We start from the raw sequence: 14,898 nt of genomic DNA, 5'->3' as shown, positions 1-14,898 counted from the left end.
GCCTCCGGGCCCCCGCCACGGACGGCAACTGGGACGCTACTGAAGAGAGTGATCAATATCCATAGCTGTCAATGATCGGTAACACCTGTGGCGGCCAGGCTGCCCGTTGGTCCCTCCACAGCGGACGATCAGGGCGAGACCGCCTCGAGGGCCGCCACCGCCGCGCCTCGCGCGCCCGCCATGTCGAGGTCCGGAACCAGCGCGAACGTCGACGCCGCCTGCTGCTCGCGGCGTAGCTGGGTGTGCTCGCGCACCGTGTTCAGGAACCACTGCCGGAACGGTGGCGCCGCCTCCACCACTCCCCCGCCGAGGAAGTACGCGGCCGGGTCGGTGAAGTTGGCCGCGATCGTGAAGAGCTTGCCGATGGCCCGGGCCTGCTGTCCGAAGACCGCGAGGGCCAGCGGGTCGTTCTTCTCGCCGTACCCGCGGAGCATCTTGGCCGCTTTGCCGACCGGTTCCGCGGCGAGCGGGTGGTCCGGGAACCTGGTGAGCCAGTACGGCAGCAGGTTCTTGGTTATGCCGGTCAGCGAGGCGATGCTCTCCACGTCGCCCTCGAAGCCGCAGTTGCACAGCGGGATCGGCTGATCCTCCTCCAGCACGCCCTGCAGCGGGATCTGGACGTGGCCGAGCTCGCCGGCCATACCCGCGGCGCCGCTGATGACCTTGCCCGCCGCGACCACGCCGCCGCCGAGGCCGGTGCCGACGATGGCGGCCACCGACGACCTGGTCGCCGCGTCGGCGCCGAAGTGCCGGTGGTGGGCGTAGAGCGCGGCGGCATTGGCGTCGTTGTTGTAGATCACCGGCAGGCCGATACGCGCCTGCAGTGCGCCGCGGATGTCGAAGCCGTGCCAGGAGACCTGCGAGAAGTTCGTCGATCCCTTGGAGGAGATGACCCCGTCCGCGCTGGCGGGGCCGGGGGTGTCGAGACCGACCGCCCGGACCAGGCTCAGCGGGGTGCTGGTCATGGCGAGGACGCCCGTGAAGGCCTCGGCGAGCGACTCGACGGCCGACTCGGGCCCCTCCTGCACTCGGCTCGGGTTCTCCACCAGCCGATCGACGAGGAACTGTCCCGTCGCGTCCAGCACGGTCGCGTTGTTGCAGGTGCCGCCGTTGTCCAGACCCACCACGACCCAGGAGGCGGGGGTCCGTACCGCATCGATCTGATCCACACCTGGAGCGTACGTTCTCCGCGGGCTCCGAGGCGACGGGTGCGGGCGGATTGCGGGCCGGGAGCGGGTTGTTGCAGGGCGTCGGCGGCGGCACCGTGTACGCCACAACTGGCCGGGGCCGGCGCCGGGCGCGCTGGTCGACGGTGACCTGGCGGCGACAACCGAATACCGCGCTGCGATCGGCGAGATCCTGCAGAAGCGCTGCGGCCTCGGTTCGCCGGCGGACGTCTTCCCGGGCGTGACGCCCGCGTCGTTCGGCCTGGCCGCGGCACGCTGACCGTCAGGCGGCGCTGAGCAGCCCCAGCATGGCCAGCTTCTCGGCGATCACGTCGGAGGTGAACGGCTTGATGACGTACTCGTGTGCGCCGGCGGCCAGGGCGCGCACGATCTGGCTCTGCTCGCTCTCGGTGGTGACCATCATCAGCGTGATGTCGCGCCACTCCTGACGGGCCCGGACGGCGCCGATGAGCTCGAGGCCGTTGAGCTCCGGCATGTTCCAGTCGACCATGACGAGCTCCGGCAGCCGGTCCATGCCGTCGAGTGCCTGCAGCGCGGTACGGCCGTTGTCGGCCTCCACGACCTCACAGCCGATCGCCTCGACGATACGGCGCAGGATGGCCCGCATCGCGCGGGAATCGTCCACCACCATCACCAGCATGCTGTCTCCCTCGTGTGACCGGCACCACTGCGGTGCTGTGCCTGCCCTATCGGCGGCCGTACGGGGAGATGAGGACCTTCGAACGTTGTATTCGCGTAGTGACTTTGAGCTATGGGAAATGCATCCGTGGCTCAGCCGAACCAGGTCATCGCCTGGCCGTGGCCGCGGGTCCAGGCCACCGGCCGTCCGTCGAGGGCCAGCACGTTGTGGTGCGCGTCGTCCGGCGGCTCCGGCAGCCGGTCGTAGCCGATGACCTGCGGGGCCTCGTTGGAGATCCAGTGACCGGGCAGGGCGGTGACCGCCCGGGCGAACGCCTCCCGCCGGGGCCGGGGCACGTGGTACATCACCGAGGAGTGTAAGACGACGAGCGTCGCGCTGGGCGGCGCCTGGGCGGCGAGGTCCGGCAGGTCGTCCAGGACGTCGCCGCGGACCAGCACCGGCGGCTCGGCTGCCGCCACGGCCGCCGCGGCCCGCAGCCGGGCGCGGCGGTGGGTGTGCTCGGGCCAGATCAGCGCCTCGAGCCAGGCCACGTCTGCGGGATCGGTCACGTCGAGCGGGTTGATGTCCAGCCCGGCCCGCCACACGACCTCGGGCCGGCGGTCCGGCAGCGGCGCCCCCTCCGCGGCGCAGTCGAGCACCGGCTCTCCGGTGCCGACGACATGGTCGCCATAGCGGTAGGCATAGCGGTCGGGGTAGAGGCACAGCCCCGCGGAGGCACCCACCTCCAGCAGGGCGAGCGGCTGGGGCAGCGCGGCGAGCACCGGGATCAGCACGGCGCAGCGGCCGGGCTCGTTGGTCTGCGTGATCCGGCGGCCCATCTCGGTGGCGATCGCCGGCCAGTGCGCCAGGACATAGTCGTGGAAGGCGGCCGGGTCGTCCACCGGGCCGCCGAGCAGCCGGACGACGCCGAACAACAGATTGGGCTGCCGCTTGGCTTCCGGCAGGCCGCCGAGCCGCGCCAGCAACTCGCCGTTGCGGGACACCGCCGAGGCCAGCTTTTCGTACATGGGCGAGACGCCGCGCGCTTCCCGGGCGGCGAAGTCGAGGTACTGCTGTCCGATCTTCATGGCCGTAAGCGAAGGGGGTGGCAGACCGCCACCCCCTTCGACCCCTCTCACCCGTGACGGGCGTCTCTCACCGGCTGGCGCCGGACCGCCGCTTGGTCCACACGTCGAAGGCCACCGCGGCCAGCAGTACCGCGCCCTTGACCAGCATGACCTGCTCGCTCGGGGCACCGATCAGGCTCATGCCGTTGTTGATGACACCCATGATCAGGCCGCCGGTGATCGCGCCGACGACCTTGCCGACGCCGCCCTGGACCGCCGCGCCGCCGATGAAGGCCGCCGCGATCGCGTCCAGCTCGAACGCGTTGCCCGCGGTCGGGTTCGCCTGGTTGAGCCGGCCGGCGAAGATGACGCCGGCGACGGCCGCGAGCACGCCCATGTTGACGAAGAGCCAGAAGACGACGCTCTTGACCTTGACGCCGGACAGCGTGGCGGCCTGGAGGTTGCCGCCGACGGCGTAGATCTGGCGGCCGAAGACCGCCCGGTTGGTCATCACCGAGTACCCGATCACCAGCGCGGCCAGCAGCACCAGCACCCACGGCAGGTTGCGGAACCGGGCGAGCTGCACGATCACGAACATGAGGATCACCGAGGCGATCGCGATCTTCGCGATGAACAGCGGCAGCGGCTCGACAGCCTGCAGATAGTGCTGGCGTGCCGCCCGGGTACGCCACTGGGTGTAGACGATCGCGGCGACGGCGACCAGGCCGATCAGGAGGCTGAACAGGTCGGCGCCGCCCAGCGCGCCCAGGCCGATGTTGCCGAGGTAGCCGTCGGTGAAGCCGTTGGCCAGCGTGCGGACCTCGTCCGGGAAGGGGCCGATGCCCCGGTTGCCGAGGATCAGCAGCGTCACGGCGCGGAACAGCAGCATGCCCGCCAGCGTGACGATGAACGCCGGGATGCCGAAGTACGCGATCCAGTAGCCCTGCCAGGCGCCGATGAGCCCGCCGAAGACGAGCGTGATCAGCAGCGCGAGCGGCCAGGGCACGTCCCAGTTGACCATCATGACGGCCGCGAACGCGCCGCTCGCGGCCACCACCGAGCCGACCGACAGGTCGATGTGCCCGGCGATGATCACCATGATCATGCCGATGGCCAGGATCAGGATGTACGAGTTCTGCACCACGATGTTGCTGATGTTCTGCGGCGCAAGCATGTCGCCGCCGGTCAGCACCGTGAACAGCAGCACGATCAGCGCGAACGCGATGTAGATGCCGCTCTGCCGCAGGTTGAAGTTGAACCGCCGCGACGCGTTGCCCGGCTCGGAGGCCGAAGGGGTGCCGAGCGCGAGGTCGGCGTTGGTGGGTGCCACGCTGGTCACTGTGCGACCTCCTGTCCGTGGGTCATCAGGGTCATCAGACCCTCCTGGGTGGCCTCGGCGCGGGGCACCTCACCGGTGATCCGCCCCTCGGCGAGGGTGTAGATACGGTCGCAGAGACCGAGCAGCTCGGGCAGTTCGCTCGAGATCACCAGCACGGCCTTGCCCGCGTCGGCGAGGCGGTTGATGATCGTGTAGATCTCGTACTTGGCACCGACGTCGATGCCGCGGGTGGGCTCGTCGAGGATCAGCACGTCCGGATCGGTGAAGATCCACTTCGACAGCACGACCTTCTGCTGGTTGCCGCCGGAGAGCTTGCCGGTGATGCTCGAGACGCTGGGCGCCTTGATGTTCATCGACTGCCGGTACTCGTCGGCGACCTTGAACTCCTCGTTGTCGTCGACCCAGCCGCTCTTGGCGAGCTTGCGCAGGCCCGCCGCGGAGACGTTGCGCTTGATGTCCTCGATCAGGTTGAGGCCGTAGCGCTTGCGGTCCTCCGTGGCGTACGCGATGCCGTGGTTGATGGCCTCGCGCACGGAGCGCAGGTGGATCTCCCTACCGTCCTTGTACAGCCGGCCGGAGATGTTCGTGCCGTAGGACCGCCCGAAGACGCTCATCGCCAGCTCGGTACGGCCGGCGCCCATCAGCCCGGCCAGGCCGACGATCTCGCCCCGGCGCACCGACAGGTTGGCGCCCTGCACGACCACCCGGCCGTGCTGGGTGGGGCTGTGCACCGTCCAGTCCTCGATGCGCAGCACCTCCTCGCCGACATGCGACTCGTGCGGCGGGAACCGGTGGTCGAGGTCGCGCCCCACCATGCCAGAAATGATCTTGTCCTCGGTCGCCTCGTCCTCGACGACGCTCATCGTCTTGATGGTGCGGCCGTCGCGCAGGATCGTGATCCGGTCGGCGATGGCCATCACCTCGTTGAGCTTGTGCGAGATGATCACGCAGGTGATGCCCTCGTCCCGCAGCCCGCGCAGCAGGTCGAGCAGGTGGTCGGAGTCCTCGTCGTTGAGCGCGGCGGTGGGCTCGTCGAGGATCAGCAGCCGTACCCGCTTGGAGACCGCCTTGGCGATCTCGACGAGCTGCTGCTTGCCGACGCCGAGGTCGAGCACCTGGGTGGTCGGGTTCTCCCGCAGGCCGACCCGGCGCAGCAGCTCGGCGGCCGCGGCGTTCGTCTTGTTCCAGTCGATGAATCCCCGGCTGGCCTGCTCGTTGCCGAGGAAGATGTTCTCGGCGATCGACAGGTTCGGGGCGAGCGCCAGCTCCTGGTGGATGATGACGATGCCGCGGCTCTCACTGTCGCGGATGCCGGAGAACCGGCACGGCTCGCCGGCGAAGATGATCTCTCCGTCGTACGAGCCGTGCGGGTACACGCCCGACAGCACCTTCATCAGCGTGGACTTGCCGGCGCCGTTCTCCCCGCAGATCGCGTGGATCTCTCCCTGGCGCACGTCCAGCGTGACGTCCTGCAGGGCCTTGACGCCGGGGAACGTCTTGGTGATGCCCTGCATGTGAAGGATGGTGTCGGCGGTGGTCACTTCAGGTCGGCCTCGGTGTAGTAGCCGGTGTCGATGAGCTCCTTCTTGTAGTTCGTCTTGTCGACGATGACCGAGTCGAGCAGCATCGACGGGACCACCTTGTTGCCGTTGTCGTAGTCCTTGGTGTTGTTCGTCGTCGGGGTCTGGCCCTTCAGCACCGCGTCGGCCATCTCGACGGTGGTCTTGGCCAGCGCCCGGGTGTCCTTGTAGATGGTGCTGTACTGCTCACCCGCGATGATCGACTTCACCGACGCCTGCTCGGCGTCCTGGCCGGTGACGATCGGGTACGGCTGGCCGGCGGCGCCGTAGCCGTTGCTCTTGAGCGCCGACAGGATGCCGATCGAGAGGCCGTCGTACGGCGAGAGCACGCCGTCGACCTTGGCGCCGCCACGGTAGGTGGAGGTCAGCAGGTTCTCCATCCGGTCCTGGGCCACCGAGGGCTGCCAGCGCAGCGTCGCGACCTGCTTGAAGTCGGTCTGCTTGCTCTTGACGACCAGGGTGCCCGCGTCGATGTGCGGCTTGAGCACGCTCATCGCGCCGTTGAAGAAGAACGTGGCGTTGTTGTCGTCGGGCGAACCGGCGAACAGCTCGATGTTCAGCGGGCCCTTCGCGGAGCCCTTCGAGCCGTCGGCGTTGAGCACCTTGAGCCCGGTCAGCAGCGACGTCGCCTGCTGCACGCCGACCTTGAAGTTGTCGAAGGTGGCGTAGTAGTCCACGTTCGGGCTGTTGCGGATCAGCCGGTCGTACGCGATGACCGGGATGTTGGCGGCCTTCGCGTTCTCGAGCTGGGTGGTGATCGCGGTGCCGTCGATCGAGGCGATGATCAGCAGCTTGGCGCCCCGGGTGATCTGGTTGTCCAGCTGCTGCGTCTGCGTCGGGATGTTGTCCTCGGCGTACTGCAGGTCGACCTTGTAGCCGAGCGCCTCGAGCTGCTTCTTGACGTTGTCGCCGTCGCTGATCCAGCGCTCGGAGGACCGGGTCGGCATGGTCACGCCGACGAGCGCGCCCTTGTTGTCGGCGCCGGCGCCCTTCTGGTCGGCCGTCTTCTCACTGGAACCGCAGGCGGCCATCGCCGCCGCGAGCGTCATGGCCGTGGCCACGGACGCAAGCCGGGTGAACTTCATTTTTGCTCCTTGGGTAGGGCGGCGATGGTCGAACGAGTGGGACGACTTTCTCGCACGTACGATCAGAAGTGAACAGGTCCGGACACGTTCGTTACCGGTGCGTTACCTAGATTCGCCTTCAGGCCGTTTGTGGGTGGCGGTGGGGTGGTTGGACGGGCTACCTCGCGTACTGCCGGTAGTACGCCTGGTTCCAGCGCACGCGGTCGGCGAAATCGTGCGGGGTGGTGTTTTGGTCGATCATGAGCAGTTCGGTCTGCAGCATGTGTGCGAAGTCCCGCAGCGGCTCCACCCCGACGGCCTTGGTCAGCACGGTGTGGTGCGGGCCGCCCGCGGTCAGCCAGGACTCGGCCGACGTCGACAGCGACGGCTCCGGCTTCCACACCGCCCGCGCGACCGGCAGCTTCGGCAGCGGCTCGTCCGGCGCGGTCACCTCGATCGTGTTCGCGACGAGCCGGAAGCGGTCGCCGAGGTCGGCCATGCCGATCACCACGCCGGGGCCGGGCGCGGCGTCGAAGACCAGGCGTACGGGATCCTCGCGGTTACCGATGCCCAGCGGATGGATCTCGCACGACGGCCGGTCAGCGGCGATGGTGGGGCAGACCTCGAGCATGTGCGCGCCGAGGATCTTCGGCTCGCCGGGCCCGAAGTGGTACGTGTAGTCCTCCATGAACGACGTGCCGCGGCCGGTGTCCGTACCCATGGCCTTCACGGCCGCGAGCAGCGCGGAGGTCTTCCAGTCCCCCTCGCCGCCGAAGCCGTAGCCGTCGGCCATCAGCCGCTGCACCGCGAGGCCGGGAAGCTGGCGCAGCCCGCCCAGGTCCTCGAAGTTCGTGGTGAAGGCGCCGAAGCCGCCGCCGGCGAGGAACTGCCGCAGGCCGGCCTCGATCCGGGCGGCGTAGCGCAGCGAGTCGTGCCGGTCACCGCCGCGCGCAAGTTCCGGGGCGATCGAGTACGCGTCCGCGTACTCGGCGACCAGCTCGTCCACCGCCTTGTCTTCGACCGCGTCCACCACCGCCACGAGATCGTTCACGCCGTACGTGTTGACCGAGACGCCGAACCGCAACTCGGCCTCGACCTTGTCGCCCTCGGTGACCGCAACGTCGCGCATGTTGTCGCCGAAGCGCGCCAGCCGCAGGCTGCGCAGGTGGGTGACCCCGGCGGCGGCCCGGGCCCAGCCGTCGACGCGCGCGATGACCGACGGGTCGGCGGCGTGCCCGGCGATGGTCTTGCGGGCCACGCCGAGCCGGGTCTGGATGTAGCCGAACTCGCGGTCGCCGTGCGCGGCCTGGTTGAGGTTCATGAAGTCCATGTCGATGGACGCCCACGGCAGCGTCCGGTTGAGCTGCGTGTGCAGGTGCAGCATCGGCTTGCGGAGCGAGTCCAGGCCGGTGATCCACATCTTGGCCGGCGAGAAGGTGTGCATCCAGGCGATCACGCCCAGGCAGGCCGGGTCGGCGTTGGCCTCGAGCATGACCGTACGGATGGCGGCGCTGTCGGTGAGCACCGGCTTGCCGACGATCTCCGCGCTCACCCCGCCGGCGACCAGCAGGTCCTGGATCTGCTGCGACTGCGCGGCGACCTGGTCGAGGGTCTCCGGCCCGTACAGGTGCTGGCTTCCGGTCAGGAACCAGATCTGCGGCTTCACTTGGCGGACTCCTGTCCGTAGACGTTCTGGTAGCGGGCGTACAGGGAGTCGATGTCGGCCTGGCCGATCGGCAGCGGCTCGCCGATCTGCCGGGAGATGTGCACCGTGCGGGCGACGTCCTCGCACATGACGGCGGCCTTGACCGCGGCACCGGCGTCGCGGCCGATCGTGAAGACGCCGTGGTTGCGCATCAGCACGGCCGGCGACCGGTGGCCCCGCAGCGTCTCGACGATGCCGTGGCCGATCGAGTCGTCGCCGATCAGCGCGAACGGGCCGACCGGGATCTCGCCCCCGAACTCGTCGGCGATCATCGTCAGCACGCACGGGACGGCCTCGCCGCGGGCGGACCACGCGGTCGCGTACGTCGAGTGGGTGTGCACGATGCCACCGACCTCGGGCATGTGCCGGTAGACGTACGCGTGGGCCGCCGTGTCGCTGGACGGGCTGAGGTCGCCCTCGACGAGGGTGCCGTCGAAGTCCGTGACCACCATGTTCTCCGGGGTGATCTCGTCGTAGCGGATCCCGGACGGCTTGATGACCAGCAAGTCCTCGCCGGGCACCCGGGCCGACACGTTGCCGGCCGTCCACACCACCAGCTCGTTGCGGGGCAGCTCGGCGTGCAGCCGCGCGACCTGCCGGCGGATGTCCTTGATCCGGCTGGTGACGATCATGAGGTCACCGCCCGCCGCCGGATGGCCCGCAGCCGGCGCATGACCTTGTTCTCGCCGCGGCCGAAGTAGTCGTGCAAGCGGGTGTACTCCTCGAACAACTCGTCGTAGACGGCGCTCGCGGCGGGATCGGGGCGCCACACCGCCTCCTGCTTGCGGCCCATCACCGCGGCGGCGGCCCGCACGTCCGGGTACGCCCCGGCGGCGGCTGCCGCGTGGATCGCCGAGCCCAGCGCCGGGCCCTGATCGGAACCGATCACCGACAGCGGGCGCCGGAGCACGTCGGCGTAGATCTGCATCACCAGGGCGTTCCTCATCAGGCCGCCGGCGACCACGAACTCGCGTACGGGCACCCCGGCCCGGTCGAACGCCTCCACGATGGTCCGGGTGCCGAAGGCGGTGGCCTCGATGACCGCGCGGTAGACGTCCTGGGGGCGCGTCGCCAGCGTCTCCCCCACCACCAGGCCGGACAGCTCGTGGTCGACGAGCACCGAACGGTTGCCGTTGTGCCAGTCGAGCACCAGCAGGCCGTGCTCGCCCGGCCGCTGCGCGGCCGCGAGCTCGGTGAGCTGCTCGTGCGTGTACGTCGGCGGCACGTAGTGGGCGAAGATGTCGCCCACCCCGCTCTGCCCCGCCTCGTAGCCCCACAGCCCGGCGACGATGCCGCCGTCGACCACGCCGCACATGCCGGGCACCAGGGCGGCCTCGGCGCCGTTCATGACGTGGCAGGTCGAGGTGCCCATGATGGCCACCATCTGACCCGGCTCGAGCGCCTGCGCGGCGGCCGAGGTGACGTGCGCGTCGACGTTGCCGACCGCGACGGCGATGCCCCGGGGCAGCCCGGTCCACTCGGCGCCCTGCGCGCTCAGCGTGCCGGCCACCTCCCCGAGCCGGCCGATCGGCTGGTCCAGCTTCGCGGCGACGAAGTTGGCGAACGCGGGGTTGAGCTCGCCCAGGAACTCAGGCGACGGGTAGTGCCCGTCCTGCCGGATGCCCTTGTAGCCGGCCGTGCAGGCGTTGCGCACGTAGGAGCCGGTGAGCTGCCAGACGATCCAGTCGGCGGCCTCGACCCAGCGGTCCATGGCCGCGTACACCTCGGGGTCCTCCTCGAGGACCTGCAGGCCCTTGGCGAACTCCCATTCCGAGGAGATCAGCCCGCCGTAGCGGGCCAGCCACGGCTCGCCCCGCTTCGCGGCGAGCTGGTTGATCCGGTCGGCCTGCGCCTGGGCGGCGTGGTGCTTCCAGAGCTTCACGTACGCGTGCGGCCGGTCGGCGAACCGCGGCAGCTCGTTCAGCGGCGTGCCGTCGGCCGTGGTGGGCACCATCGTGCAGGCGGTGAAGTCGGTGCCGATGCCGATGACCTGCGCCGGGTCGATCCCGGCGGCGGCGACCGCGGCCGGCACCGCGGTGGTGAGCACCTCGACGTAGTCGGCGGGCACCTGCAGGGCCCAGTCATGGCCGAGCGCGGTGCCGCCGGGCAGGGCGTCGGTGAGCACGGCGTGCGGGTACTCGTGGACGGCGGACCCGAGCTCGGCGCCGTCGGCGACGCGGACGACGACGGCCCGTCCCGAGAGCGTGCCGTAGTCGACGCCGATCACGTAGGTCATGTCGAGTTACCTCCACGGCGGGGGGATCAGGGGGGGCGGCGTGGATCGATTGTGAACGCTAACAATTCTGCGTGTCAACGGGTCGCGGCAAACAGTCCGAAATGTGTGGTCAGGCGGGAGCGACGCTGGCCCGGTCCACCAGGACCGGGGCGATGACGACCCGCTCGGAGCCGGTGGACACCCCGGTGATCTGGGCGAGCAGCAGGTCCAGCCCGGCATGGGCCACCGCGTCGAAGGCCGGGCGGATCGTGGTCAGCGGCGGGATGAAGAAGGCGGCCTCCGGCACGTCGTCGAAGCCGATGACGCTGACGTCCTGCGGCACGCGGCGGCCGCGTTCGCTGAAGGCGCGCAGGAGGCCCAGGGCCTGATGGTCGTTCGCAGCGAAGACCGCGGTCACCTCGGGCATGCGGGCCAGCATCTGCCCGGCGTCGTAGCCGGAGGCCGCCGACCAGTCGCCCGGGACGAGGGGCGGCACCTCGGCGCCGGCCGCCTCCAGTGCGGCCCGCCAGCCCACGATGCGGCCCGCGGCGTCGTACCAGTCCACCGGGCCCGAGACGTGCCACACCGTACGGTGACCCGCCGCCAGCAGGCGATCCGTGGCCAGCTTCGCGCCGGCGGCCTGGTCGACCGTGACCAGCGCGTGCGGCCGCGCGGGATCGCCGTCGACGGTGACGAGCGGGACGCCGTCGGGCATGTCCTCGAGGGCGTCGTCGGCCGAGGCCACCGGGGCGATCACCACCAGGCCCGCGACGCGCTGGTCGAGGTGCCGCTCCACCGCCCCGGCGATCGACTCGCGGTCCAGGCGGCCGACGCTGCCCACGCTCACCGCGAAACCGGCCTCCGCCGCCGCCTGCTCGAAGGCCGCCAGCAGCGACGCCGGGCCGTACAGCGTGCTGTTCTGCGCGACCACGCCGATGAGCTGGGACCGGCCCGTGACCAGGGCGCGGGCGGCTCGGTTGGGGCGGTAACCCAGCTCGGCGATGGCCGCGCGGACCCGCAGCCGGGTCTGCTCCCGGACGTTCGGGTGATCGTTGAGCACCCGGGACACGGTCTGATGGGAGACGCCGGCGAGCCTCGCCACGTCGGTCATGGCGGGGCTGCGCGTCGGCCTGACGTCCATCACGGCCCATTGTTAGCGATCACAAGATCAACGTCAATCGGCCGCGCCGGGAGCTTCTCCCCCCAGGGCCGATCACCCTTCCGGGCGGCCGGCGCACCGCAGGCCGCTGACCTGCGTAGGCTCATCGGTGATGGACGCAAGACCCGCACACCCGCCGCCCGGCGGCCATGTCGTGATCGACGGCCCCGCCGACGACGGGTTCACCTCGCTGCGCCGGCCCGCCCGGCCCCGAGCCGAACGGTACGAGCTGGGCCGGTCCCTGCGCGACCGCTCGCCCCGCTCGGACCTCGCCGGCTGGACGCCCGCGCCCGGCCGGGCCGACCCCATCGACCAGCTCGTCGACGCCCACCACGGGCGGCTCGACTGGCTGATCCCGGTGCGGGTGGGGCGGATGTTGGCCTCGCCGTACGCGTTCCTGCGCGGCTCGGCGAACATCATGGCCGACGACTTCGCCGGGCTCCCGCACACCGGCATCACCCCGGTGATCTGCGGCGACGCCCACCTCGGCAACTTCGGCTTCTACGCCTCGCCGGAGCGCGAGCTGGTCTTCGACCTCAACGACTTCGACGAGGCGCACCCCGGCGCCTGGGAGTGGGACCTGCGCCGGCTGGTCACCAGCGTCTGGGTGGCCGGACGGCAGAACGGATTCAGCGAGCACGCCTGCGGCGACGCCGTACGGCACTGCGTCGAGCAGTACAGGGAGCAGATCGGGCACCTCGCCGAGCAGCCGCTGCTGGCCCGCTCGTTCGACACCGTCGACGTCGACGACCTGCGCAAGGCCGCCACCAAGGCGAGCTTCAAGGAGGAGATCGAGCGCGCCGCCCGCCGTGCCCGCCGCCGGACCAGTGACCGCGCACTTCCGCGCTTCACCGAGCAGCGGGACGGCACCGTCAAGCTGGTCCAGGAGCCGCCGCTGATCACCCGGCCCAGCGACACCGACATCGAGTGGCTCTCCGCGGCCCTGGACGGCTACCTGAACACGCTGCCGCCGCACTGGGCGCGGATCCTCGCCGGCTACCGGATCGTCGACATCGCGCACAAGGTCGTGGGCGTCGGGTCGGTGGGGCTGCGGGCGTACGTGGCGCTGTGCGAGGGCAGCAGCCCCGACGACGTGGTGTTCCTCCAGCTCAAGCAGGCCCGGCGGTCGGTGGTGGCGAAACACCAGCACGGCGCGGCGGCGTGGCACCGGCACCAGGGCCAGCGGGTGGTGGAGTACCAGCAGGCGCTCCAGACCGTCAGCGACCCGTTGCTGGGCTGGGCCACGGTCGGCGACGTGCAGTACTACGTCCGGCAGTTCCGCGACATGAAGGGGGCGATCGTCGTCGAGGACATCAACGCCCCCGCGCTCGAGGACTACGCCGGGATCTGCGGCTTCCTGCTCGCGAAGAGCCACGCCCGCACCAGCGGGGCGTCGATGATCGCCGGGTACATCGGGAGCAGCGACAAACTCGACGAGATGCTGTGCAGGTTCGCCCGGGCGTACGCCGACCAGGTCGAGCAGGACCACGACCGCCTGGTGGCCGCCGTACGCGCCGGGATCCTCCCCGCGGAGAAACCGTGAGCGGGCGGGTGAACCTGGACTCCCCCGCGGTCCACGATTTCTGGCGGGAACGGCATCTCTGCACGCTGACCACGCTGCGGGCCGACGGCTCGCCGCACGTCGTGCCGGTCGGGGCGACGCTCGACGCCGGGGCGCACCTGCTGCGGGTCACCGCGTCGCGGACCTCGGCGAAGGTCCGGCACGTGCTGGCCGGGGCGCAGCGGGTCGCGGTGTGCCAGGTGGACGGCGCCCGATGGTGCACGGTCGAGGGCATGGCCGTGGTCCGCGACGACCCCGAGTCCGTCGCCGAAGCCGAGCGCCGGTACGCCGAGCGCTACCGGCAGCCGCGCCCGAACCCGCAGCGGGTGGTGCTCGAGGTGGCGATCACGCGAATGCTGGGCTCGGCGGCGCTCACTGGAAGCTGACCAGCTCCGGAACGTCCTTGAACCGCAGCAGGTCGCCCGCGCCGTACCGTTTGACGTCCTCGTCGTAGAAGAGCTTGTAGCCCAGGTGGAACTGCCGGGGGCGGCGCAGCCGGTCCCAGGTCGCGTTCTTCTCCGACCGGGTGCCGAAGCCGTCGACGTGCTGGACCATCGCCAGGCCCGGCCGCTTCTGGATCTTCGAGATCTCCGGCAGCATCGACGCGCGGAACTGGTGCAGCACGAACAGCTTCTCCGGCAGGTTGTGCCGCTGCACCAGCCCGGACACGTAATCGGACACGCGATTGACCTCATCGGAGCCGACCCGCCCGATGGTCCGGCCGGGAACCTTGCCCGGCGGCATCCGCCACTCCGGGTCGAGAGCGAGGCCGACGTGCGGCTGCACGAGGAACCGCTCGAGCTGCCGGGCCTGCGGCAAAAAGTCGCCCCGGCCCGGCTGCAGATCCAGGATGACCAGCACCTTGTTGCGTTTCGCCTGGTCCACGTACTGCTGAATGCTCTCCAGGGGGATCATCCGGCTGTAGTCGCCGTCCTTGCCGGGGCCCGCCTGAGCCACGCTGGCGATGAGCTCGTAGGCGGGCTGGACCTTGCGGTCGCCGGCGAACGGCTTCGCGGCCGCGCGCAGCTTCGGCAACATCTTGTCGGCGCTCCCCTCGCCCAGCACGCCGAGGGCGGCATTCCCGGCCGTGCCGTAGTAGGCGACAACGCGATAGGTGGGGAAGATCTTCGTGCCGCCGAGCGGCAGCTCCGCAGGCGCCTCGGGAGCGGGCGGCGCGGACGTGGGCGCGGAGGGCGGCGCCGAGCCGGACGCCGACGGGCCCGGCTTCTCCGGAGCGCGGCTGTCGGTGCCACAGCCGGCCAGGACGGCGATGGTCAGGACGGTGACGGCGCGGCGCACCAGCACATCGGCCCCCTTGTCTGAGCTCGGGTCACCCTACTGCGCGGCGCCGGCGGCGGCATCGCCCGCGAGCGGCCGTACCCGCCGACCGGATGGGTACGCG

The 14,898-nt window shown here is 70.5% G+C and carries 13 protein-coding genes; 2 read left to right on the top strand and 11 right to left on the bottom strand.

Annotated elements, in window-relative coordinates:
• Positions 1–128 precede the first annotated feature (128 nt).
• From AB0368_RS01085 to AB0368_RS01040, 10 genes are all read right to left on the bottom strand, one after another.
• On the bottom strand, positions 129–1,169 hold the full coding sequence (locus tag AB0368_RS01085; protein WP_366151701.1) for an ROK family protein: 1,041 nt from the start codon (positions 1,167–1,169) through the stop codon (positions 129–131).
• A gap of 280 nt (positions 1,170–1,449) precedes the next feature.
• Entirely contained in the window at positions 1,450–1,827 is a 378-nt protein-coding gene (locus AB0368_RS01080; RefSeq protein ID WP_366151700.1) for a response regulator, read from the bottom strand.
• Between the two features lie 131 nt (positions 1,828–1,958).
• Complete coding sequence (locus AB0368_RS01075) at positions 1,959–2,894, bottom strand: DUF2332 domain-containing protein (RefSeq protein WP_366151699.1); 936 nt, start codon at positions 2,892–2,894, stop codon at positions 1,959–1,961.
• Between the two features lie 67 nt (positions 2,895–2,961).
• Complete coding sequence (gene mmsB, locus AB0368_RS01070; protein WP_366151698.1) at positions 2,962–4,203, bottom strand: multiple monosaccharide ABC transporter permease; 1,242 nt, start codon at positions 4,201–4,203, stop codon at positions 2,962–2,964.
• A 5-nt stretch (positions 4,204–4,208) separates the two neighbouring features.
• Positions 4,209–5,726 carry a multiple monosaccharide ABC transporter ATP-binding protein gene (gene mmsA, locus AB0368_RS01065; RefSeq protein WP_366151697.1) on the bottom strand — a complete coding sequence of 506 codons (1,518 nt, stop codon included), beginning with the start codon at positions 5,724–5,726 and terminating at the stop codon, positions 4,209–4,211.
• 23 nt (positions 5,727–5,749) lie between these two features.
• On the bottom strand, positions 5,750–6,877 hold the full coding sequence (gene chvE, locus AB0368_RS01060) for a multiple monosaccharide ABC transporter substrate-binding protein (RefSeq protein ID WP_366151696.1): 1,128 nt from the start codon (positions 6,875–6,877) through the stop codon (positions 5,750–5,752).
• A gap of 157 nt (positions 6,878–7,034) precedes the next feature.
• The gene (araA, locus tag AB0368_RS01055; protein WP_366151695.1) at positions 7,035–8,522 is read right to left on the bottom strand and encodes an L-arabinose isomerase; all 1,488 of its coding nucleotides are present in this window, start codon (positions 8,520–8,522) and stop codon (positions 7,035–7,037) included.
• A complete protein-coding gene (locus AB0368_RS01050; RefSeq protein ID WP_366151693.1) occupies positions 8,519–9,193 on the bottom strand; it encodes an L-ribulose-5-phosphate 4-epimerase in 675 nt (224 codons plus the stop codon). The genes araA and AB0368_RS01050 overlap by 4 nt, the downstream gene beginning before the upstream one ends.
• Positions 9,190–10,797, bottom strand: coding sequence for a ribulokinase (araB, locus tag AB0368_RS01045; protein WP_366151692.1), 1,608 nt, complete (start codon positions 10,795–10,797; stop codon positions 9,190–9,192). Before araB ends, AB0368_RS01050 begins: the two co-directional genes overlap by 4 nt.
• Positions 10,798–10,906: 109 nt before the next feature.
• Positions 10,907–11,917 (bottom strand): LacI family DNA-binding transcriptional regulator, encoded by a 1,011-nt coding sequence (locus tag AB0368_RS01040; protein ID WP_366151691.1) that lies wholly within the window; start codon positions 11,915–11,917, stop codon positions 10,907–10,909.
• 130 nt (positions 11,918–12,047) lie between these two features.
• Between AB0368_RS01040 and AB0368_RS01035 the strand changes: the two genes are divergently transcribed.
• Together AB0368_RS01035 and AB0368_RS01030 are read left to right on the top strand one after the other, a co-directional pair.
• On the top strand, positions 12,048–13,478 hold the full coding sequence (locus tag AB0368_RS01035) for a DUF2252 domain-containing protein (RefSeq protein WP_366151690.1): 1,431 nt from the start codon (positions 12,048–12,050) through the stop codon (positions 13,476–13,478).
• Complete coding sequence (locus AB0368_RS01030) at positions 13,475–13,882, top strand: TIGR03618 family F420-dependent PPOX class oxidoreductase (RefSeq protein WP_366151689.1); 408 nt, start codon at positions 13,475–13,477, stop codon at positions 13,880–13,882. The genes AB0368_RS01035 and AB0368_RS01030 overlap by 4 nt, the downstream gene beginning before the upstream one ends.
• Here AB0368_RS01030 and AB0368_RS01025 read toward each other — a convergent pair.
• Positions 13,869–14,801: a hypothetical protein gene (locus tag AB0368_RS01025; RefSeq protein WP_366151688.1), complete on the bottom strand. Its 933-nt coding sequence runs from the start codon at positions 14,799–14,801 to the stop codon at positions 13,869–13,871. The two genes, AB0368_RS01030 and AB0368_RS01025, sit on opposite strands and share 14 nt — an antisense overlap.
• Between the last annotated feature and the right edge of the window lie 97 nt (positions 14,802–14,898).

It is taken from the genome of Actinoplanes sp. NPDC051475 (assembly GCF_040689425.1).
GTDB lineage: Bacteria > Actinomycetota > Actinomycetes > Mycobacteriales > Micromonosporaceae > Actinoplanes.
Note: the sequence above shows the minus strand (reverse complement) of the source record. Positions and strands in the feature narration are given on the sequence as shown.

Coding starts and splice junctions, on each gene's coding strand:
- AB0368_RS01040 (WP_366151691.1), bottom strand. CDS start 11,917: ATGGACGTCAGGCCGACGCGCAGCCCCGCCATGACCGACGTGGCGAGG.
- AB0368_RS01035 (WP_366151690.1), top strand. CDS start 12,048: ATGGACGCAAGACCCGCACACCCGCCGCCCGGCGGCCATGTCGTGATC.
- AB0368_RS01075 (WP_366151699.1), bottom strand. CDS start 2,894: ATGAAGATCGGACAGCAGTACCTCGACTTCGCCGCCCGGGAAGCGCGC.
- AB0368_RS01050 (WP_366151693.1), bottom strand. CDS start 9,193: ATGATCGTCACCAGCCGGATCAAGGACATCCGCCGGCAGGTCGCGCGG.
- mmsA (WP_366151697.1), bottom strand. CDS start 5,726: ATGCAGGGCATCACCAAGACGTTCCCCGGCGTCAAGGCCCTGCAGGAC.
- AB0368_RS01080 (WP_366151700.1), bottom strand. CDS start 1,827: ATGCTGGTGATGGTGGTGGACGATTCCCGCGCGATGCGGGCCATCCTG.
- araB (WP_366151692.1), bottom strand. CDS start 10,797: ATGACCTACGTGATCGGCGTCGACTACGGCACGCTCTCGGGACGGGCC.
- chvE (WP_366151696.1), bottom strand. CDS start 6,877: ATGAAGTTCACCCGGCTTGCGTCCGTGGCCACGGCCATGACGCTCGCG.